A 19332-nucleotide genomic window follows, 5' to 3' on the forward strand; every position below is an offset into this window, starting at 1 on the left:
CAGTCCAGACTGAGATTGGTATTTGTTAGTGGTTTATCAAAGCTAGAAATTAGGGCAAGCGCCTGGCAAAAGTTTTTTACCTTCAGGGAGGCTGCTTCAACATTCCAGGACTTACCATCCCCTCCCACGGAGGGGTGCCCGGAGGGCGGGGTGGGTCCCTTCGGGCTTGCTTAACCCACCCCTACCCCTCCCAAGGAGGGGATTTCGGACCTCGATGCGATCAAATCTCTACATCTGCTAACCCTAAATTCAAGACTTGACGCTGCATTAGTTAATCTCTTCATTCACTGGAAAGCGATTCAGCAGGTCTTTGGCATCGCGGGCGGTGGTGCGTAGCGCATCACTCAAGTAAGGGACGTGGGGCAGCTGGGACAGGACATCTAGGGTGCGGCGCAAGATCCGCACGATATCCCCTTCATCCAGGCTGGTGTGATCGCAGAGGGTGACCCAGTCCACCTGCAAAGCCCACTGTTCCACCAGCCCGACCAGATCGTACTCTAACCAAATGGGGGCCGTGACCCGGTGGCGGTGCTGTTGTTTAAACAGCTGGCGACGAATGGTGTGGAGTCCCCCTAGGGCGTCCTCCACGGTATCAGAGAGTCGATAGCGACACCAACTGTCGGGGCGCGAGTTTTCGGTGACTAGGGCAGCGCAGGCGGCAGCTAACTGAGCAGCATCTAGGTGGTCAAATTCCTCGGAATCAAGGGCTAGGGCCAGCCATAGTTCGTTGTCACCCCGGATGGCGGCGGCCATTTCCCCCAGTTCCGTCGGTTTGTTGTTGTGTAGGCCGCCAAAGTGCTTCAGCACGTCCATGATGTTGAGGAATTCTTGCCAGTAGCGACCGGTGTAGCGGGCCAGCTTTTCGACCCGATCGCGCCATTCCGCTTGCGCACCCTCCAATTGTTTTTGGCGCTTCAGTAGGGCGCTGGGGTTATCCCACTGACGGGCCGGATGATTGTCGAGGGCCGCTTCCACCTGCTGGGTGCGGTCCAGTTGGTCTTTGACTTCGGGGGCCAGAACCTCTAAGGACGGGGGGGTGGGCAGGGTGTCCACCAGGGCGGCGGTGTGGGCGTCCCCCCGACAATGCTGGCCGGGGCTAGGGGACAGGTCACTGGGGGGAGCCAGGGTGTCTACGGCCTGGATGCGGGGAATATCGGCATGGAGGCCAACCACGTCGGCCGCAGTGACCACATACCAGCGGTTGTCCTGGGTGAGGCAGACCAGGTAGGGAAATTGCCCAGCCCCTTGCAGCTTGGTTACCAGCACCGCCGGTACGGGCTGGGCCACAGGGATATGTTTGCCTTTGAGGGTGAGCAGGGTACCGGTGATCGCAAACGGCACCATCTTGGCCACATCCTCACTCAGCACCGCTGCGGCCTGTTGCTGCAACGTTTTCAGCAACCGTCGCTCCTCTTTCAGGCGACCCTTGAGCTTGGCATAGTCCGCCAGGATATCGGCATCAATGGTGTCGAGTTGGGCCTGATGATGGGCGATCGCCTGCTCTAAGCGCTGAATTTCTGCCTGTTGGGGAGCCAGGTGTAACGTCGCCAGATACTGGCCGAAACTGCGTTCCACCAGATTCTTGGCCTCTTCTAGGCTATGGGTTTGCAGCAGGTTCAGCACCATGCCATAGCTGGGGGTAAACTGGCTAACCAACGGATCAGCCCCTGAGGTGGCCAGATGCACCGCTTCCCGAGACCCTTCAAAGGGGCTTTCCACCGTCACCACATGGCCCTGCAAATCCATGCCCCGCCGACCCGCCCGCCCGGCCATTTGCAAAAACTCGGAAGAGGTCAGCAGCCGATGGCCATTGTCGGTGCGTTTGGAAAGGCTGGCGATTACCGTGGTGCGGGCGGGCATGTTGATGCCAGCGGCCAGGGTTTCGGTGGCAAAGACCACCTTGATCAGTCCGGCCTGGAACAACTCCTCTACCAACCCTTTCCACAGGGGCAAAATGCCCGCATGGTGGGCGGCTATTCCCCGGTAGAGCGGCCCCACCTGTCCAGCCCGAGCCGCTTCCGGGTTTTCAGCCAAAAACTGATCAATCCGGACCTGTAACGCCTTCGCTTCATCGTCGCTAACCAGGGAAAGGCCACTGACCTCATCCACCGCTTTATCACAGCCCCGACGGCTAAAGATAAAGTAAATCGCAGGCAGCATATCCCGCTCTTGCAACTGCCTGACGACAAACGACAAGCTCACTCGTCCCCCACCCCGGCGGCCCATGGGTCGCTGGGGGCGTCGCTGTTTTTTCAACTGGGGATTAATCTTTTTCTGGCTATTATCGAGTAGGGGCACCAGGCGCTTAGAGGTGCAGTAGTGAAATTCCAGAGGCACTGGCCGAAAATCAGAGTAAATCAGCGCTGTGGGACCGTGCACCCGTTGCAGCCAGTCGGTCAACTGGTCGCTATTCGCGACAGTGGCTGACAGAGCCAGCAGTTGAATGTCTGGGGGACAGTAGATAATGGATTCTTCCCAGACGGTGCCCCGCTGGCGATCGTTCATGTAGTGGCACTCGTCCAGCACCACCGCCTCCACCTGCTGCAGGGACGTGCCCGTCTCGCCAATTCGGGTGCCGTAGAGCATGTTACGAAAAATCTCTGTGGTCATCACCACGATCGGCGCATCGCGATTGATGGAGAGATCCCCGGTCAACAGGCCCACGTTGTCTTGACCAAATTGGTCCCGGAAGTCCCGCAGCTTTTGGTTTGATAATGCCTTGAGGGGGGTGGTGTAAAAGACGCGCTTGCCATGGGCCATAGCGCGATAAATGGCGTATTCCCCCACCAGGGTTTTGCCGGAGCCAGTCGGTGCGCACACCACCACAGATTTGTCGGCGTTGAGGGCCGCAATCGCCTCGTGCTGAAAATCGTCGAGGTCAAAAGGAAAAATCTGTTGAAGGTCAAGCACGCCGTTAGGATGATGGGGAACGTCACCATTCTAGTGGGTTCAGGACAGCAGCGGATATATCCCTATGCAGGGGGTGGCATTGCTTACAATGCCGACGGCAGTTCTAGGGTTGATCCGATGATTACTGGCGGGATTGATATTGGAGTGGCTCGCAATCTAGTATTAGACCTCAATCTCAATATGCTGTTTCAGCCTGGGGGCACAGATACCGAGTTCACAGCGTCCATCAACTATGCCTTTTAGGTAGAACCTTTTAATCCACCAGATCCCACCAGCCCAGGCCGGGGCCGACAAACCGTAGGGTAATCCAGAAGCCAATGGTGAGAATAATGGCGGCCCAGGTACCTCGGGTGGTCCATTTGACAAACTGCTGAGACTGTTGCTTGGTAATCGGCAACCAGGGCAGGATGGGTTCAGCCTGGCCGTACTTGTCCCCCAATTGTTCCCGTCGTCGCTTAGATTCCCCCATGGATACAGTCCTCTTATAGGTCAACACATTCTTACTATACCGACTCCAGAGGAACCCCGTCCCCATCCCCAGGGGACCAGTTGGCGGGCAGGGTGCGAGTACAGGCGGCAGGGCTGAGGGCTTCTAAGATTTGGGAGCCATAGCTGCGGTAGTGCACTCGCGTATCGAGCAGGGCCACCATGCCTTGGTGCAGTCGCAGCGGGGCGATCGCCCGTTGTAGTTCCGCTAAGGCTGTGGGTAACAGATACAGGCGAAACCAGTCCTGTCGCCGCCGTTTGTGGAAGGCCACCCGACCAGCCACCAGCGGGTCTTCCAGGGAGGGTAGGGGCAGGGTGGCAATGATAATCAAGGCCGGCGGTGACATCATCCCCCGCTGCTGCTGCCAAAATTCCCAGCCGCTGACCAAAATGGTACCCTGACCGCCATCGGTGGACTCGACCCGCACCCGTGAGCCAAATTCCCCCGCCAGAGAGGCCGCTAATTGGTCTTTGAGGGGCAAGTCATCGATCAAGATCAGGGTGGTTCCCGGTAGGGCCGGTTTAACACAGCTGAGCAGGCGACATATCTCTTGATACAGTACCGCTTGAAACTGTGGCGTATTCGGTAGGGGTAGGTGGTCAGGCAGATACAGCTGAATCAGGTCGTTGTGGCGATGGGGATTGAATTTTAGACAGGTGAGGTCATCCAGGCCAAAGCGCTGACGAAAAATGTCTGCTTGGGGATTGGTATCTAGGGAGGCCCCAATTAACACCACCGGCTGTCTTTCCCACACATGGCCCAGGGGGGTGGCCAAATCCACTGGGGCGCAGTTGAGGCTGACTTGCCCCATTTGGCGGTCTACCCTAAACCACAGTAGGTGATCTGGCGGGGAAAACTGCTGCCAGAACTGCTGCCAGGCGGGGGGCATTGCCCCAGGGGCAATGGCCACTGGCAGAGCCTGGTGGAGCTGTCGGAGGCGATCGCAGTCGTCATCCCCCAGTAGATGGCAATGGTAGGGGTTAGCTGGCCGCTGAAAGGCCGAGTGGGTAAGGGCCACCTGGGTGGCTTGAATTAGCGATTGACAGCGGGGATAGGCCAGAGCTAAGTCGGTCCAGTCTAGGCTGGTGAGGGAGGCCGTCAATTGCTGCCGCAACCACAACTCCAGGTGATCAACATCGTCTAACAGGGTGGGAATGCCGTCAGGAAAGCGATCGCCCTGCCCCAGCCGATCACTCCACCAGGCCTCGGGGGTGGTCAGCAGCAGGCCCGCAAAGTCTGCCTGAGGCCAGCGGTCCCCCTGCTGGATGGGCTTGGGCAGCACCAGTTTTTCCTGCAGGCGGGGGAGGTCTTCCAGTAAGATCCGCTGACTGGTGCTCCGGGGGGCCACCAGTACTGCAGGCCCGGGCCACATCAACAGGGCAATTAAATAGCTCAGGCGATATTCCCCCTGGTAGGCCGATAGCCCCCCCACTTGCAGCAGGGCACTGCGGCCAAGCCGCAGCGCCCGCGCCACCAGTCGAGCCAGGGTCAGATGGTGAGGCCAACTGGCGGTGTCACAGTCGCGCAAAAATGCACGCAGCTGTTGGTGGACTTGGGCTTCAATCACAAGCGCAGGGGAGAACGACCAATGGAGACATAGCCCCCATTGTGGCATAGATAATCTCTCGACTGTGCTGTAGCGGTTAGAAGCCAGGGGGCAGGAGACAGGAGACAGGAGGCAGGGGGCAGGGGGCAGGGGGCAGGAGGCAGGGGGCAGGGGCTGCGATATGCTGATTACCGCACGCTAACCACAGGGGTACAGGAGGCCATGACACAGGTTGCCATTGTTGGGTTAGGACTGATTGGCGGCTCCCTGGGCTTTGATCTGGTGCAGCGGGGCTATACCGTGATTGGCGTTGCTCGGCGTCCAGAAACCGCTCAGCAGGCCTTGGCATTGGGGGCTGTGCACCAGGCAGGGACCGATTTGGCCCTGGTGGCGGCGGCTGACCTGGTAATGCTCTGCACCCCGATTAACGTGGTGGTGCAGACGGCGACGGCCATCGTACCTCATCTGAAACCCCAGGCCATCATTACCGATGTAGCCTCGGTGAAAGGGGAGATTGTGCCCGCGATCGCAGCGGTTTGGCCCCGCTTTATCGGCGGACATCCCATGGCGGGTAAAGCGGAAGCGGGGTTAGCGGTGGCGGAAGCAGGACTATTTCAGCGACGGCCCTACGTGCTGACGCCGACGGCCACCACCCCTGAGGATGTCCTGATCACCCTAATCACCCTGGTCCATGACTTAGGGGCGGATCTGCACCAATGCTCCCCCGAAGACCACGATCAGGCTGTCGCTTGGATTTCCCATTTACCAGTGATGGTCAGTGCCAGTTTGCTGCTAGCCTGTCAGCAGGAGTCTAATCCGGCGATCGCCACTCTGGCCCAATCCTTAGCCAGCTCAGGATTTCGTGACACCAGTCGCGTGGGCGGTGGGGTGCCAGAGCTGGGTACCCTGATGGCTCGTCACAATCGGACGGCGGTACTCAAGGGGTTAGCTGCCTACAAACAGCAGCTCACCGCCCTAGAAACGGTGATTCAGCAGGGGGATTGGGACATCCTGGAACGGTACCTCAGCCAGGCCCAACAGACTCGGCCCCAATATGTCGATCCCTTGTAAGTGACTTACATCACGGGGGCACAAAATGTTGGTACTATCCGTAATTCCACTAACTTGTGGTGAAGATACTAGGGTGAGGCCAGCGGCACACTGGCATCTAGGGCAACCTAGGAATCAGCAACTGCTTCCTCACACACCTTATACAGAGCCCTCTATACAGAAACCTCTGTTTTATACAGAGCCCTCTATACAGAAACCGCCCCTGGCACTCCGGTGCCGGGGGTTATTCAATGGAGTTAGCAATGGTGCTAGGTATCCTGGTCAGCCATGGCCAAGTACAGCAGCACAATCCCAACGCAGCCAATGAAGCGAAAGGCAGGCTGCTGACCGTTCCAATCGGCGGACTGCCACATGGCAAACCACTCGCCACCAATCACCATGAACCCGACAAACCAAAATAAAAAAGCCAGGGTCAAACCATAAATGGCGGTGGCCTTGGCCTGGTTAAAGGCCGTCCCCGAGTCGCCCATTACCTGCCCCAGGCGCACAGCACCAGCTAAACACAGACCGGCGATCGCCGCTTCAGTGGCGATAATCAAACCATAGATGATCCTTTGCAGCTGTGGATCCTGAATCGCTCGCCAGGTGAGTTGGTTATCGGGAAACACCGTATCCATGGTCAGCACATGGTAGATGTAGCGAAAATTGGCATCATAATCTGTGAGATTATTGAGCACGATCACCAGGGCTAGAAGCCCAATGGACCCGACCAACAGAATTTTAGATAGGCGGATGGCCATAGATAGATGGTAGTCAGTTGCTTAGCGCGCCTTAAAGGCGGACTTATTGTATCGTGTCAGGCCCCGGCCACCTCACCGTTGCATGACCCCGTTGCGATCGCGGCGATGGCGGCAGCAGCGGTCAATCAGGGGGCGGTGGGGGTGCGGATCGATACCCCCGACCACATTGCCGCCGTGCGAGCCCGAATCTCCCAGCCGATAATTGGCCTGTGGAAGCAGGTGCTGCCCCCATCGCCGGTCTACATTACCCCGCAATTGCACCACGCGAAGGCGGTGGCCAAGGCAGGGGCCGATATAATTGCGGTCGATGCCACCCAGCGGCCCCGACCGGGGGACGAAACCTTGGCCGATTTGATTGTCGCCATTCGCGATCGCCTGGGTAAGCCTGTTATGGCCGATGTCGACACCCTGGATAACGCCCAGCGAGCGGTGGCCGCAGGGGCCGACTGTGTAGGCACCACCTTATTTGGCTACACCCAAGCCACCCAGGGCCACCTACCCCCCAGTATGGATCTGCTACAAGCCATGGTGCGCCACTGCCCTGTCCCCGTCATTTGCGAAGGGGGCATCGCCTCTCCCCAGGCGGCTCGCCAGGCCCTTGATTTAGGGGCCTATGCGGTGGTGGTGGGCACGGCCATCACCGGCATCGATACCCTGGTCAAAACCTATGTCCAAGCGGTGGTATCAGCCCCCTAAAGTATCAGCCCCCTAAAGTATCAGTACGAAGGGGGCTGGTTCGGGAAGTATTTCGCAGAAAAGAACGGGGTGGGTCAAATAAAAACAAAGGGATGCAGTGTGACTGCATCCCTTAGAGTTGATTATCGATAATCAGGCTCGACTACCTCGACTACATGGAGGAGCCAACCCCAGCATAGGCCCCATAGAAAAATAAGCCGACCACGACCAAAATGCCGGTACCAGCCACAGTTGCCACAATCCACAGCGGAATCCGCCCACTCTGAAGCATGATTTACATCTCCTACTCTTGGGTTAGTAACGAATTAACTCAACACAGTGCAGGGCCCAGGCCCCATACGTCGTTTGCCAGCTCTAGCTTTAGTTAAAGAAGTAGCTAGAAAACAGCAGGCCCAGCACAAACACCAGCAGTAAACCTAAATACAGCGATGTCCGATTTAGCTCTACTGGCTGCTTATTGGGATTGGGTGAACGATCCATAATGTTTTCTTACCGTTGAATAAACTGCATGGCCGCGATCGCGCCCAGGAAAAACACACTTGGTACGGCTAGGGTATGAACGGCTAGCCAGCGAACCGTGAAAATAGGATAAGTAATTTGGTCGTTGGGGGAATTGCTTTGCATAGCACCTAATCAAATTGCAATTGAAAACAAGTAATCTTATCGGGCTGAGAATGTATCAATTTGACTTTTCGCATCGAAGCGATCGTCTACAATCGGCAACTGCATCTGATTGTCAGGGTAGTATTCATTGGGCCGAGGGGTGCCAAAGGCATCGTAGGCCAACCCTGTACTAACAAACAGCCATCCCGCAATAAACAACATGGGGATAGTGATGCTGTGAATAATCCAGTAACGGATGCTGGTTACGATATCGCCGAAGGGGCGCTCACCAGTAGTCCCTGCCATATCAACGTCTCCTCTCTAACACAAAGAATCTAACTTCATCATAGAGAACGCCGTTAACCGTAACAAGCTATTCTCCCTAAATGGTCTAAGTTTTCCTAGGCCATCTCTGGTTGATACTTCAAAATGGTGCCCCGCTGCCCCAAGACAAAGCCTTTGTCAGGCTGCACAAACTTAATCCGGTAGAAATTGGAGGGCACATCATTAACGGCCTTATCTTTATACCAGGTTTGGCCCCCGTCAAAGCTACACAGCAAATTGCCGCCGCCCCCAGTGACCCAAATCTCCTCAGGGGTGCGGAAGGCCATATCCAGTAGGCCCCAGCTCGTCCCAAACTCAGGGTTAATCGCCTCTGTGAAGTCATCGGAGCCCCGGGAATTGGAAAACCGCACCTCTCCCCCCCGAGCAATGGTCCACAGCTTGCCATCGGCATCAAAGCCCATATTCTGCAAACGCCGAGAGTTCTGCCGATTGTGGGGAATCCACTCATCCTGCCCTGGGGCCCAGGTGGAATAGAAATTACCACGCGAGGACACAGCCACATAGCGACCATCCTCAGACCGGGTCATATTCCGGACAACCCCAACCGCCCCCTGCACCAACGCTTTCCAGTGGCGGCCAGCATCCTCAGTGGCGTAGATCGCCCCAATGTCGGTCGCCATCTCAGCGGCCTCAGGTCCCAAAGCCGTGACCAGAAAAGGGGTACCTGGCAATTCGTTACTGAGGGGAACCTTCTCCCAGGTTGTGCCCCCATCCGGGGTGTGCAACAGAATTGAGGGAATCCCAGTCACCCAACCCTCATTACCCGCGAAGTCTATGGACGTAAATGTGTAGGGTTGATCATCTAAGGTCAACGCCCGGGTTTGCCAGGTAGTCCCACCATCGAAGGTTTCCAGCAATGTGTTGCGACTGCCTACGATCCAGCCGTGGCTGGCATCCTGGGTAAAGGCAATGTCAGACAGGGTGGATTCGGTAGGCACCTGAATCACCTGCCAGGGATGCACGCTGGCGTCCTCTAGAAAGTATTTTGAACAGCCCGATGCCATCACCACAATGACCAGGGCAATCAGGCCTCGTTTCAACCAATCCAGCGCAGCGTGCATAAGCTAACCCAGTACAACGTTGACTAACTTCAGAAATAATGATGTCGATGTGATCACGTCGGTGTGATCACTAGGATCATTAAACACCGGGGCTGGCCCCGAAATCGATCCCTGCCGCAGCCTACCTCAGCCCGTAAAGGCTGAGAAAGAACAAGAACCCCAGGGCCAATGTCCCAAAAATCAGGATATTTTTTTGGGCCGGGGTTAATCGATTCACCCCTAACCCATAGTCCAGGTTTTCCTTAAACCCGGAGGGAGAACCAATCGGGCCAATGTTACTGAACTGCTTCTTGGGCGCGCTGCACACCGGACAGCGCCAGTTTAAGGGTAGTTCCTCAAACGCCGTGCCAGCGGTCACCCTAGACCGATTATCCCCCTTAGCGGGTTCATAGACATAACCACAAGCACGACACTCGTAGCAGTCCATCTCTTCGGGGGACAGCACCTCCGGTTCGGCGATCGCCTCAGCAGTCTCAGCGGTCGCCTCAGTGCTCGCAGGCCCAGCCGCCGCAGGGTCGGTAGCACTAGACTCTACAGCATCAGGCTCTACAGCCTTAGCATCGGCAGACTGGGGAAAATCGGCTGACGATTCAGATTCAGCACTCATGGGGTCAATCACCTTGGTTTGCGGGCATCGCTAACGTCACCAGCTCCTGCGCTGCTCGTCAATCAAAGGTAACGGGCGCACTAGAGCAGGGTGAAAGCCGACCACAACTGGATAAACCTGCCAAATCTGTTTGTGCCTTAGCACCCCATGGCAGGGGAAGCCGCTGTCGCCGACTAAAATGTTTGTTGTAAACAATTATGACATAGTTGTGTCATGGCTTGGTTTCTTGCCTAAAGAGCATGGGGTAGACTAATCAAAACGATTGGGCTCTCTAATTCATTCCCTCTGATTTTCCCGTGAATCTGCCCTAGAATGAGTTGGCGTAGGCTGGGGCTGCACCCTGGCCCGGTCAATGTAAAGTTGTCGTTGCAGCGGTGAACTCGTGTTTGTCTTATCCGGCTACGAGTACTTTTTAGTATTTTTGATGATTTCTTGCCTGGTGCCCGTGGCGGCCCTGACGGCGTCTAAGCTGTTGCGCCCGGTGAGTCGGGGGCCCGGTCGTAGAACCACCTATGAATCTGGCATGGAGCCTGTCGGTGGTGCCTGGATCCAATTCAATATTCGGTACTACATGTTTGCTCTGGTCTTCGTCATCTTTGACGTGGAAACGGTATTTTTGTATCCCTGGGCGGTGGCATTCAACCAGCTAGGGTTGTTAGCCTTTATAGAGGCCTTAATTTTTATTGCGATTTTGGTCGTTGGTTTAGTATATGCCTGGCGCAAGGGAGCCCTTGAATGGTCATGAAAGCTGCCGCTGATAAGAACTCAATACTTGCCCCCGGCGAGATGTTGCAAAGTCCAGCCGCTCCTCCATCTGTGACCCACGATCTGTCAGAAAATGTAATTCTGACCACTGTGGATGATTTGTACAACTGGTGTCGGCTGTCGAGCCTGTTCCCGATGCTCTATGGCACCGCCTGTTGCTTCATCGAATTTGCGGCACTAATTGGTTCGCGGTTTGACTTTGACCGGTTTGGTCTGTTGCCTCGAGCCAGTCCCCGCCAGGCGGATCTAATTATTACGGCAGGCACGGTCACGATGAAGATGGCCCCGGCCCTGGTGCGCCTGTATGAGCAAATGGCCGATCCGAAGTACGTGATTGCCATGGGAGCCTGCACCATTACCGGTGGCATGTTCAGTATGGATTCTCCCTCAGCTGTGCGCGGGGTGGATAAGCTGATTCCGGTGGATGTATATATTCCAGGCTGTCCGCCCCGGCCTGAGGCGATTATTGATGCGATTATTAAACTACGCAAGAAAGTAGCGACCGAATCCATGCAGGATCGGGCTTACACGATGCAGACCCATCGCTTCTATCAACGAGCCCACAAGTTGAAGCCAGTGCCCCCCATTTTGACTGGCAAGTATTTGCAAATGGGTACTCACAGCTCGCCTCCTAAAGAGCTGATGGAATCGATGGGGATGCCAGTCCCATCAGCTTTGGCAGAAAAAACAGCCCACGAGGAAACAAACTAGATGGCTGAAGACGAAAAGAACGTATCTCCAGAAGCGGAGGCTGAATCTGAAGGCGCAATTGTCGAAGCCGGAGCGGTATCGACATGGCTGACAGAAAATGGGTTTGATCACGACTTGGTGCCCCCAGACCATCTGGGAGTAGAAGTGATTAAGGTTGATCCGCAGTTTTTGATTCCCATTTCTACGGCCCTGTATGCCTATGGGTTTAACTACCTGCAGTGCCAGGGGGCCTATGATAACGGCCCTGGCAAAGAGCTGGTAAGTTTTTACCATTTGATCAAGGTCGGGGATGATAGCGATCGCCCTGAAGAAGTACGGGTCAAAGTTTTTCTACCTCGGGAAGACCCCCGAGTACCGTCGGTCTACTGGATTTGGAAGGCTGCGGACTGGCAGGAGCGGGAAAGCTATGACATGTACGGTATCGTCTACGAAGGGCACCCGAACCTGAAGCGGCTACTGATGCCAGAAGACTGGGTGGGCTGGCCCTTGCGGAAGGACTATATTTCCCCGGACTTCTACGAGTTGCAAGACGCTTACTAAAGTGACCTCTAGGAAACTTTCTCCCGAGTGGTGGGCAATGCCCACCCTACGAAAGCTATGATCGCTGACAACAAGCGGGATTGTCTTTCTCAGAAATCTCCTAAAGTGCTTACAAAGCAAGTGCCCCGACATAGTCGGGGCACTTGCTTTATGACTTATTCAGGAGCTTCTTCGGGGTCTGGTTGGTCGCCACCGGTCGCCACAGCAGGTTGACTGTCTTCTTCTTTGCTGGCCGCTTCACTGGCCTCGTCGGTGTTGGCCTGGGTTGCTTTTTGGCGCTCTTCTCGCTTTTTGCGATCGGCGGCCAGCATGTCTTTCATCACCTCTTGGGCTTGGACAAACTTCTCTAGATTGCTGCGGTATAGGTCTACATCCTTCAGCAGCTTGTCCGTGGAGATATTGAGCTTATCACCCAGTTCCTTGAATAAGGCCTCAACCGACTCTTTACTGGAAAGGGCCTCTGCCGGTGCCACTGATTCGGCCAGGGTATACAGGCCAATGCCAAAGGGACGACTGTATTTAAAGGGTTGCTTGGCGGCAACTGTGCCCAGGGCACCCCGCAGACCATCACCATGGGCCGCTTCTGACAGGTTGTCAAACTGGCCTTTGAAGTCCTCAAAGCTGATGTCAGCGATCGCCGATTGAATAGCAGCGGCATCCCCCCGATATTGCTCGGGCGTGCTATCCACAGCGCGGCAAAGGCCATTAAAAATGGAGTCTTTATCGCTCTCGGGCTGGTAGCCTTCCATAAAGCGATCGTAAGTGGTCACTACCCCTAGGGCGTAGATGGGGTCGTAGGTAAAATCGGCATTGACCGACAGCAAGTGCATTTCTACCAGCAGTTCATCCACTACACGCCGGTAAATGGAGTTGATGGGACGGGTGTGATGGGTGTAGAAGTCCCGTTTAGCGTCGGATACCGTGCGTACAGGTGCGTTATTCACAGCCTAAGGTCAAAGAGTACAATGACTCCATTCTCTCGTGTGACCGTGCCTTTGCCAAGCTGCGGAATACCCAACCTGGGATCATCGTCTGCTCAGTTTTTTGCGGATCTTGGCGGTGGTGCGCTGTAGCCAAAGACGGGCCAGGCGAGGTTGGGTGAGGTCGGGAATGTCGCCGGGGTGTTTGGCCCGATGGTCGAAAAAGGCGTTGATCTCGGTGAGAATTGTGTGCAATCGGGGCAGTAGGGCCTCGGCTCGGTAAGGGGCTAGATCGGCGGGAGTCATGCGCAGGGGGTTAGCGGTGCGCAGGGCGGTGAGGATGCGATCGCGATCGTAGGCCACTGAATATACCCCAATCTTGTAGCAATTAAACCCTGGGTCCAGGTAGTCCGCCAGGGCTCCATTGACACTGGTGAAGACCTGGCAGCCACAGGCCATCGCCTCCATCGGCGGCAGGCCAAAGCCCTCACTCACCCGGCTCAGCGCCCAGTATTCCGCCGAGTCGTACAGATAAATTCGGCTGCGATTGAACAGGGCCGCCAGGTCGTCCACAAAGCCCTCCAGGGTCACCACCTGGCAGTGGGGCTCCAGGGCTGGCACCAGCTGATTCAGTAAATAACTCGACGACTTGCGCCCCTGCACCAGCACATCGATGTCTCGGGGCTGCTGCCGGTTGGTGAAATCCGGCGAAATCTGGTTTGGTAAGTAAAAGAGCAGCCCCGTGGGTCGCTTTTGGCCCCAGTAGCCCATGGAGTTGCGGCTGACGGTGATAATCGGGATATCCCCCGGTAGGTTGAACCCATAGCCGCTGCTGTGGGCGTGGTAGACCACGGGATAGCCCCGCAGGCGTTTTACCAACCGGGGAATATGGAAGCCCCAGCTGATCACAAAAATATAGTTGTGTAGGTGAGGCTGCTGGAGCAGGTCGTCTAGAAATAGGCTGTCGGGCTCCCGCTGGTCGTAGGTGACCACTTCGGCGGAGCACACCTGCTGGGCTAGCTTCAGGGTTTTGAGTTCGGCAAACAGCCCGCCGCAGTGAAAGCGCTGGCTGGTACCCGGTACTAGAAAATAAAGGTGACGCATGGGATAACGGTTGCTGAGGGAGGAGCTGAGTCGCCGCTGTTAGCCTGGCATCAGGATACTCTCCTATGGGGGTGGATGATGGCAACTCAAGCAGACAGCTTAATTTTTCTGGGAGTACCATAGCGATAAGGATTTTTCTGCCGCCGTGGATCGCACCCAGCTGTTTACTGACCTGACAAACCTACCGCCCGCCGCCTTCGAGCGGCTGCTGATCGCGGTGGATATGCCCCGGATGAATCGGGCCGGGGCTGCTGCGAAAGTTGGCGACCAGGTAAGCGCTCTACTGGAGTGGGCCGATAGTAGGATTGGGCCGGGGTTAGAGGCGATCGCCCGTTACCTGGCTGAACTGAATGAATGTGAGCTGGATGGGTACCTGCGATCGCTCATCGCTACTTACGAGAAGTGGTGGGAGCACTACACGCTGACCGATGTCGAAGGCAAAGTTAAACCACCTGCACCCGAACAACCTTCCGTGTTTGACTTTGGCCTGACGGTGCAGACCGTCACCAAAGAGAAGGATGACGCTAATCCCCTTCAGGAGAAACAGGAGAAAACTGAACGCTTGCCGGTGCTGGAGGGGATTCGCAAGTACGCCAATGACCATGTGCTGCTGGTGGGTCGCCCTGGGTCGGGCAAATCTACGGCGTTGATTCGGCTGCTGCTGGAGGAGGCAAGTTCGTCTATAGCCGAGTCCCCGGAGGCCCTCACCCCCGGCCTCCTTCGACAAGCTCAGGACACTGCCTCTCCCAAGGTTGGGAGAGGGGAGCCGGAGCGGATTCCAGTTTTGGTGGAGTTGCGCTATTGGCAGGGTTCCATTGAGGGACTGATTCAGGGATTTCTGCAACGGCACGGGCTGACGTTGGATGGCTCGACCCTGTCCAGGCTGCTGGGCCAGGGACGGTTTTTGCTGCTGGTTGACGGGTTGAACGAGCTGCCTTCGGAGGAGGCGAGAACCCAACTGTCGGCCTTTCGGCGCAACCACCCCAAGCTGCCGATGATCTTCACCACGCGAGACCTGGGCCTGGGGGGCGACCTGGGGATTGAGAAAAAGTTAGAGATGCAGCCGCTGACCGAGGCGCAGATGAAGGCGTTCATTCGCGCCTATGTGCCCGACCAGGCGGAGGCGATGCTGCGGCAGTTGAATGACCGCCTGCGGGAGTTTGGCCAAACGCCGCTGCTGCTGTGGATGCTGTGCGAGGTATTTCAGCAGTCGCCCCAGCGACAATTGCCCACCAACCTGGCGGAGGTGTTTCGGGCGTTTACAACGATGTATGAAGACAGCAGCGTGCGCAAGCATGAGGTGGCGCTGCTGAAGGGGGATGTGCGGCCCTTGAGCGATCGCCGCCTGTGGAAAGACGCCCTCAAAGCCCTGGCGGCCCTGATGATGCAGGGCAAAACCCCAGTCGATTTTCGCGTGGCCATCCACCGCACTGAAGCCGAACGCGAACTCGGCAAACTCTTTGCCAAGGAGAAATTCCCCGCCCGCGACATTTTAGACGACTTACTCAAATATCACCTGCTGCAAAATAGCACCACTGACCAACTCGAATTTCGCCACCAGCTTTTCCAGGAATACTACGCTGCTGAATACCTGCTGCGCCTGCTGCCAACGCTAAGCGATAACCAACTGAAGAGCAACTATCTGAACCTGCTGAAATGGACCGAACCCATCGCCCTAATGCTGGCGCTGGTCGATGAGGAAGCTCAGACTTTGCGTGTGGTTAAGTTGGCGATAGATGATGTTGACTTAATGCTGGGAGCGAGATTAGCCGGTGAAGTATCGACACAATTTCAGGAATCAACTGTCAAACTTATTACTTGCTCAAGTGAGCCAGCATGGTTGCAGTGTAAGCTTCTGGCAAGAGTCCGGTCAGATCATGCTGTTGAGAATTTATCTGAAATCTTCTTAGACTCCGACTGGTTTATAAGGCTCAATGCGATCAAGGCTCTTGGCAAAATTGGGACAGATAAAGCAACTCTCTACTTGTTGCGAGGATTTGAGGATACAGACAACGACGTAATACGCGAGGCGTATTTATGGCTAAGAAAAATTTCACCCGAGTTTTTGGTTTCGAATTTAATCGAGCTAGCAAATAAACTCGAAGGCTATTCTCAGGAAAAAATTATCGACATCATTCTACCCCTTCTAGAAGATCATGAAATTGAAAAGAAATATCAGTCTTCAATCAATCAGAGTAGTGTCATCAAAAGACATTTGGATCTACTTTCTATAATGTCCTCGGTTCTCGCCAATTCCTCTAAATCACTGATCCAAGAAGATGATTTCAGAGTGTCTGTAGATCTTGAAAAAGAAAAAAGAAATATTCAGTCGCATGATATTAGTGAGTTAATCGATCTTGTAAGCAACAAAAGATTTCGGAGTATTTTATTAGATCATCCTGACTGGAGAGCTCGTGAATATGCATTGAAGGAACTTGGGAAAGAATTAACATCAAAATTTGAACTGGCAGCCACTAGCGAAGACAATGAAATTTTAGAATTGGCTCTATCTCTTTTGCGATCAATATTTTCACTTATTGATAAATTGGCTAAAGATAATGATTGGCGCGTGCGTGAATCCCTTGTAAGATTCATTGGTAAGATTTACTCATCTATGAGAAATCAAAAGCAAATAGGACAGAATTTCAGAAAGTTTGAATCCGTCCTGAAAATTGGTGATCAAGTTTTACTTGATTTATGTCATGACATTTGTGAAGATGTGCGAGCGAAAGCGACCTATGAGTTAGCAAGGTTTCCTGATAGAATTGGAGATTCTGTTTTCTTGGATCTCCTTAAAGATTCTGATTACTCTGTCAGATGTTTTGCAGCGCAAGCATTGGGGGAAACAAAAAGTAGTGAAGCAGTTCCTAGCTTGATAGAGCTTTTGAATGACGAATCGCCCGATGTTAGCTCTGCCTCAGCTCAATCTCTAGGGAAAATTAGTCAAGATCCTGCTTTGCTTGTGCAATATCTTTCTAAATTATCAGATTCCCTAAGGATGGATAGGCGCGGAGATATTCAAAAGTTAATGACTGTAATCCAGGCTAATTGCAAGTTCTACAACTATGAAGTTGCTGAGAATGTTATCCCCCAAGGTAAAACTGTTTCTCTCTACTTCTCCTACGCCCCCGCCGACGCACCCCTGCAAACCCAACTCGCCAAACACCTCACCCTGCTCGAACACCAGGGCGTCATCACTAGCTGGAGCAGCCACCAAATTCTTCCTGGCGAAGATCGCACTCAAACCATCCACCAGCAGCTCAATACCGCCGACATCATTCTGCTGCTGATCAGCCCCGATGCGATCGCCGACGACACCTGCTACCACCTCGAAATCCAGCGGGCGATCGAGCGGCACCAGGCCGGCGAGGCTCGCGTCATTCCCATTTTGCTGCGTCCCGTAGACTGGCAGGGTGCCCCCTTTAGCCAGCTCGATGTGCTGCCCAAAAACCACGAGCCCGTCACCACCTGGCCAAACCCAGACAAAGCCTTTCAGGAGATTGCTGAAGGCATTCGACAGGTGGCGATGGAGATGAGAAGAGAGAAAGACAACTCCAGCAAAATGGATTCGCCCTAGCCCCCCAATCCATAGCCGATACACTAGTCAACATCCCTTACCCAAACGACAGCCATGACCAGAACCCTCACCATCACCCTACCCGATGCCCTTGAGCAAGCCCTAGCGCAAACTGCTGTCCGGAACCAAACTACCCCCGAACAACTCATCCTCGCCGCCCTCGCCCAGCAATTTCTGCCTCCTTCTACACCCGACCTATCCGACGATCCCCTCTTTCAACTGGCCGGATCCATCACCTCCAATATTCCTGATCTCGCCGAAAACCATGACTACTACCTTGGCCAAGCCCTCTACGAGGAAATGAACGGCAATGACGACTAGCCTCTTTGTTGATACTTCTGGATGGGCTAGTTTTTTTATCCAAGATCAGCCCCACTATCCTCAAGCCCTGCAGGCTCTGAGTCATGCCCGTACCGAAAACCACCGCATTATTACCACAAATTACATCATTGCCGAACTCGTTGCCCTGCTACATAGCCCATTACGCCTGCCCAGAAGTCGTATCTTTTCTACCATCAACTCTATTAAGAGTCGTCCCTATATCCAAATTATTCATATTGATCCATTCATAGATCAAGCCGCCTGGGAACTGTGCCAAAATCGCCCCGATAAACCCTGGTCACTTGTCGATTGCAGTTCCTTTATCATCATGCAACAACACAATACTCAACAAGCCCTCACTAATGATCATCACTTTGAGCAAGCAGGTTTCATTCGTTTACTTAATGCATCCACCCCCTGAGACCACCATGGCCGATCAACCCAAAGTCCAACAAAACTTCAACGCGCCAGTGACCGGTGTGTCCGGCAATGTCGAGGGCGACATGATCGTTTACGCACCCGACCCCACACAAACTGCTGCTGAGCAACAGCTCCAAACCGTAGTGAGCAAGCTCCGCCAAACGTATCCCAACGACACCGACGCGCAGCTCTTCCAACGCCTAATTGAGGGCTTCGAGGCGATGCCCCGCCAAAATCCACAAAATTGGCAGCGCTGGCGAGATATTTTCAGCCTTCTCTTTGCTGGCGGCATTGAGGCGACCAAAGTCTTGGTGCCCGTAGCGGGCATCCCTATTGAAGTTAGCAGGCGACTGTATGAAATCTATGAGCGCGATCGCAAGCAACTCTCTGACAACTGACGCACTCGTCATCCCCATCTTGCTGCGCCCCGTAGACTGGCAGGGTGCCCCCTTTAGCAAACTCGATGTGCTGCCCAAAAATCACCGGCCCGTCACCACCTGGCCAAACCCAGACCAAGCCTTTCGCGAAATTGCTGAAGCCATTCGACAGGTGGCGATGGAGATGAGAAGAGAGAAAGACAACTCTGGCAAAATGGATGAAATCTAGGGCAAAGGGGCGATCGCATTTCTCGAAGGCGTCAGCGAAGATGTGTAGTAACCATCATTAAAACCAAGCGAACTCAAAACCATGCAAATTACGCTAGATTTACCCGACAACATCCAATACTGTTCGGATAAGGTTCAGGTTGGTATTAGGATCGAGAAATTAAGTTGGGGTCGAACCGTTCCCCTCCCCCGATGGGAGGGTTTTCGGGCGGGGAATTTTGCCCGAGGCTTTTTCACGACCCGTGGATTACTGCGCCCCGCTCGGGGCGGAATGCGTTGTTCTGCCAACTCCGTCATGAGCCA

Annotated in this window: 23 protein-coding genes; 11 read left to right on the forward strand and 12 right to left on the reverse strand. The window is 54.7% G+C overall.

Going from position 1 to position 19332, the window contains the following annotated elements:
- Positions 1-267 precede the first annotated feature (267 nt).
- The gene (locus tag E1H13_RS21035; protein WP_169616344.1) at positions 268-2910 is read right to left on the reverse strand and encodes a DEAD/DEAH box helicase; all 2643 of its coding nucleotides are present in this window, start codon (positions 2908-2910) and stop codon (positions 268-270) included.
- Here E1H13_RS21035 and E1H13_RS21040 point away from each other — a divergent pair.
- Positions 2896-3153, forward strand: a complete 258-nt coding sequence (locus tag E1H13_RS21040) for a hypothetical protein (protein WP_169616346.1) — start codon at positions 2896-2898, stop codon at positions 3151-3153. The genes E1H13_RS21035 and E1H13_RS21040 overlap by 15 nt on opposite strands.
- A gap of 10 nt (positions 3154-3163) precedes the next feature.
- Here E1H13_RS21040 and E1H13_RS21045 read toward each other — a convergent pair whose 3' ends face one another.
- Together E1H13_RS21045 and E1H13_RS21050 are read right to left on the reverse strand one after the other, a co-directional pair.
- A complete protein-coding gene (locus E1H13_RS21045; protein ID WP_169616348.1) occupies positions 3164-3379 on the reverse strand; it encodes a DUF2839 domain-containing protein in 216 nt (71 codons plus the stop codon).
- A 34-nt stretch (positions 3380-3413) separates the two neighbouring features.
- Positions 3414-4964: an ATP-dependent DNA helicase gene (locus E1H13_RS21050; RefSeq protein ID WP_169616350.1), complete on the reverse strand. Its 1551-nt coding sequence runs from the start codon at positions 4962-4964 to the stop codon at positions 3414-3416.
- A 201-nt stretch (positions 4965-5165) separates the two neighbouring features.
- Here E1H13_RS21050 and E1H13_RS21055 point away from each other — a divergent pair, with 201 nt between their 5' ends.
- Positions 5166-6014 carry a prephenate/arogenate dehydrogenase gene (locus tag E1H13_RS21055; protein ID WP_169616352.1) on the forward strand — a complete coding sequence of 283 codons (849 nt, stop codon included), beginning with the start codon at positions 5166-5168 and terminating at the stop codon, positions 6012-6014.
- 248 nt (positions 6015-6262) lie between these two features.
- Here the strand turns inward: E1H13_RS21055 and E1H13_RS21060 are convergent, their stop codons facing one another.
- Complete coding sequence (locus tag E1H13_RS21060; protein WP_169616354.1) at positions 6263-6754, reverse strand: DUF2165 domain-containing protein; 492 nt, start codon at positions 6752-6754, stop codon at positions 6263-6265.
- 6 nt (positions 6755-6760) lie between these two features.
- Here E1H13_RS21060 and E1H13_RS21065 point away from each other — a divergent pair, with 6 nt between their 5' ends.
- Positions 6761-7450, forward strand: a complete 690-nt coding sequence (locus E1H13_RS21065; RefSeq protein WP_169616356.1) for an N-acetylmannosamine-6-phosphate 2-epimerase — start codon at positions 6761-6763, stop codon at positions 7448-7450.
- Between the two features lie 151 nt (positions 7451-7601).
- Here E1H13_RS21065 and E1H13_RS21070 read toward each other — a convergent pair whose 3' ends face one another.
- The 6 genes from E1H13_RS21070 to E1H13_RS27435 all read right to left on the reverse strand — a co-directional run bounded on the left by E1H13_RS21070 (position 7602) and on the right by E1H13_RS27435 (position 9886).
- Complete coding sequence (locus tag E1H13_RS21070) at positions 7602-7721, reverse strand: photosystem II reaction center protein J (RefSeq protein ID WP_169616358.1); 120 nt, start codon at positions 7719-7721, stop codon at positions 7602-7604.
- 89 nt (positions 7722-7810) lie between these two features.
- The gene (locus E1H13_RS21075) at positions 7811-7933 is read right to left on the reverse strand and encodes a photosystem II reaction center protein L (RefSeq protein WP_169616388.1); all 123 of its coding nucleotides are present in this window, start codon (positions 7931-7933) and stop codon (positions 7811-7813) included.
- A gap of 6 nt (positions 7934-7939) precedes the next feature.
- Entirely contained in the window at positions 7940-8074 is a 135-nt protein-coding gene (gene psbF, locus E1H13_RS21080) for a cytochrome b559 subunit beta (protein WP_169616360.1), read from the reverse strand.
- Between the two features lie 36 nt (positions 8075-8110).
- The gene (gene psbE / locus E1H13_RS21085) at positions 8111-8359 is read right to left on the reverse strand and encodes a cytochrome b559 subunit alpha (RefSeq protein ID WP_169616362.1); all 249 of its coding nucleotides are present in this window, start codon (positions 8357-8359) and stop codon (positions 8111-8113) included.
- Positions 8360-8454: 95 nt separating this feature from the next.
- On the reverse strand, positions 8455-9459 hold the full coding sequence (locus tag E1H13_RS21090; RefSeq protein WP_169616364.1) for a photosynthesis system II assembly factor Ycf48: 1005 nt from the start codon (positions 9457-9459) through the stop codon (positions 8455-8457).
- 121 nt (positions 9460-9580) lie between these two features.
- Positions 9581-9886, reverse strand: coding sequence for a rubredoxin (locus E1H13_RS27435; protein ID WP_240966767.1), 306 nt, complete (start codon positions 9884-9886; stop codon positions 9581-9583).
- Positions 9887-10490: 604 nt separating this feature from the next.
- On the opposite strand from E1H13_RS27435, the gene E1H13_RS21100 reads away from it, so the two are divergent.
- Genes E1H13_RS21100 through E1H13_RS21110 form a run of 3 tightly spaced genes read left to right on the forward strand, consistent with a single transcriptional unit; the run spans position 10491 to position 12082 of the window.
- Complete coding sequence (locus E1H13_RS21100; RefSeq protein ID WP_206070789.1) at positions 10491-10811, forward strand: NAD(P)H-quinone oxidoreductase subunit 3; 321 nt, start codon at positions 10491-10493, stop codon at positions 10809-10811.
- A gap of 41 nt (positions 10812-10852) precedes the next feature.
- Positions 10853-11542: an NADH-quinone oxidoreductase subunit NuoB gene (gene nuoB / locus E1H13_RS21105; protein ID WP_169616390.1), complete on the forward strand. Its 690-nt coding sequence runs from the start codon at positions 10853-10855 to the stop codon at positions 11540-11542.
- Positions 11543-12082 carry an NAD(P)H-quinone oxidoreductase subunit J gene (locus tag E1H13_RS21110; RefSeq protein WP_169616370.1) on the forward strand — a complete coding sequence of 180 codons (540 nt, stop codon included), beginning with the start codon at positions 11543-11545 and terminating at the stop codon, positions 12080-12082.
- A 155-nt stretch (positions 12083-12237) separates the two neighbouring features.
- Here E1H13_RS21110 and psb29 read toward each other — a convergent pair whose 3' ends face one another.
- Positions 12238-13026: a photosystem II biogenesis protein Psp29 gene (gene psb29 / locus E1H13_RS21115; protein ID WP_169616372.1), complete on the reverse strand. Its 789-nt coding sequence runs from the start codon at positions 13024-13026 to the stop codon at positions 12238-12240.
- Between the two features lie 81 nt (positions 13027-13107).
- Positions 13108-14106 carry a glycosyltransferase gene (locus E1H13_RS21120; RefSeq protein WP_169616374.1) on the reverse strand — a complete coding sequence of 333 codons (999 nt, stop codon included), beginning with the start codon at positions 14104-14106 and terminating at the stop codon, positions 13108-13110.
- 145 nt (positions 14107-14251) lie between these two features.
- Here E1H13_RS21120 and E1H13_RS28345 point away from each other — a divergent pair, with 145 nt between their 5' ends.
- From E1H13_RS28345 to E1H13_RS21145, 5 genes are read left to right on the forward strand one after another with little or no spacing between them, the layout of a single operon-like run.
- Positions 14252-17683, forward strand: a complete 3432-nt coding sequence (locus E1H13_RS28345; RefSeq protein ID WP_169616376.1) for a HEAT repeat domain-containing protein — start codon at positions 14252-14254, stop codon at positions 17681-17683.
- A 54-nt stretch (positions 17684-17737) separates the two neighbouring features.
- On the forward strand, positions 17738-18004 hold the full coding sequence (locus E1H13_RS21130; protein ID WP_169616378.1) for a hypothetical protein: 267 nt from the start codon (positions 17738-17740) through the stop codon (positions 18002-18004).
- Complete coding sequence (locus tag E1H13_RS21135; protein ID WP_169616380.1) at positions 17994-18425, forward strand: PIN domain-containing protein; 432 nt, start codon at positions 17994-17996, stop codon at positions 18423-18425. The genes E1H13_RS21130 and E1H13_RS21135 overlap by 11 nt, the downstream gene beginning before the upstream one ends.
- A gap of 7 nt (positions 18426-18432) precedes the next feature.
- Entirely contained in the window at positions 18433-18822 is a 390-nt protein-coding gene (locus E1H13_RS21140) for a hypothetical protein (protein WP_169616382.1), read from the forward strand.
- A 19-nt stretch (positions 18823-18841) separates the two neighbouring features.
- Positions 18842-19030, forward strand: coding sequence for a hypothetical protein (locus tag E1H13_RS21145; RefSeq protein ID WP_169616384.1), 189 nt, complete (start codon positions 18842-18844; stop codon positions 19028-19030).
- Positions 19031-19332 lie beyond the last annotated feature (302 nt).

Source organism: Nodosilinea sp. P-1105 (assembly GCF_012911975.1).
Classification (GTDB): domain Bacteria; phylum Cyanobacteriota; class Cyanobacteriia; order Phormidesmidales; family Phormidesmidaceae; genus Nodosilinea.

Bases quoted from the DNA above. Each gene is read 5' to 3' on its own strand.
- E1H13_RS21045 (WP_169616348.1), bottom strand. From the start codon at position 3,379: ATGGGGGAATCTAAGCGACGACGGGAACAATTGGGGGACAAGTACGGC.
- E1H13_RS21055 (WP_169616352.1), top strand. From the start codon at position 5,166: ATGACACAGGTTGCCATTGTTGGGTTAGGACTGATTGGCGGCTCCCTG.
- E1H13_RS21060 (WP_169616354.1), bottom strand. From the start codon at position 6,754: ATGGCCATCCGCCTATCTAAAATTCTGTTGGTCGGGTCCATTGGGCTT.
- E1H13_RS21065 (WP_169616356.1), top strand. From the start codon at position 6,761: ATGGTAGTCAGTTGCTTAGCGCGCCTTAAAGGCGGACTTATTGTATCG.
- E1H13_RS21070 (WP_169616358.1), bottom strand. From the start codon at position 7,721: ATGCTTCAGAGTGGGCGGATTCCGCTGTGGATTGTGGCAACTGTGGCT.
- psbF (WP_169616360.1), bottom strand. From the start codon at position 8,074: ATGCAAAGCAATTCCCCCAACGACCAAATTACTTATCCTATTTTCACG.
- psbE (WP_169616362.1), bottom strand. From the start codon at position 8,359: ATGGCAGGGACTACTGGTGAGCGCCCCTTCGGCGATATCGTAACCAGC.
- E1H13_RS21090 (WP_169616364.1), bottom strand. From the start codon at position 9,459: ATGCACGCTGCGCTGGATTGGTTGAAACGAGGCCTGATTGCCCTGGTC.
- E1H13_RS27435 (WP_240966767.1), bottom strand. From the start codon at position 9,886: ATGGACTGCTACGAGTGTCGTGCTTGTGGTTATGTCTATGAACCCGCT.
- E1H13_RS21100 (WP_206070789.1), top strand. From the start codon at position 10,491: ATGATTTCTTGCCTGGTGCCCGTGGCGGCCCTGACGGCGTCTAAGCTG.
- nuoB (WP_169616390.1), top strand. From the start codon at position 10,853: ATGTTGCAAAGTCCAGCCGCTCCTCCATCTGTGACCCACGATCTGTCA.
- E1H13_RS21110 (WP_169616370.1), top strand. From the start codon at position 11,543: ATGGCTGAAGACGAAAAGAACGTATCTCCAGAAGCGGAGGCTGAATCT.
- E1H13_RS21120 (WP_169616374.1), bottom strand. From the start codon at position 14,106: ATGCGTCACCTTTATTTTCTAGTACCGGGTACCAGCCAGCGCTTTCAC.
- E1H13_RS21130 (WP_169616378.1), top strand. From the start codon at position 17,738: ATGACCAGAACCCTCACCATCACCCTACCCGATGCCCTTGAGCAAGCC.
- E1H13_RS21135 (WP_169616380.1), top strand. From the start codon at position 17,994: ATGACGACTAGCCTCTTTGTTGATACTTCTGGATGGGCTAGTTTTTTT.
- E1H13_RS21140 (WP_169616382.1), top strand. From the start codon at position 18,433: ATGGCCGATCAACCCAAAGTCCAACAAAACTTCAACGCGCCAGTGACC.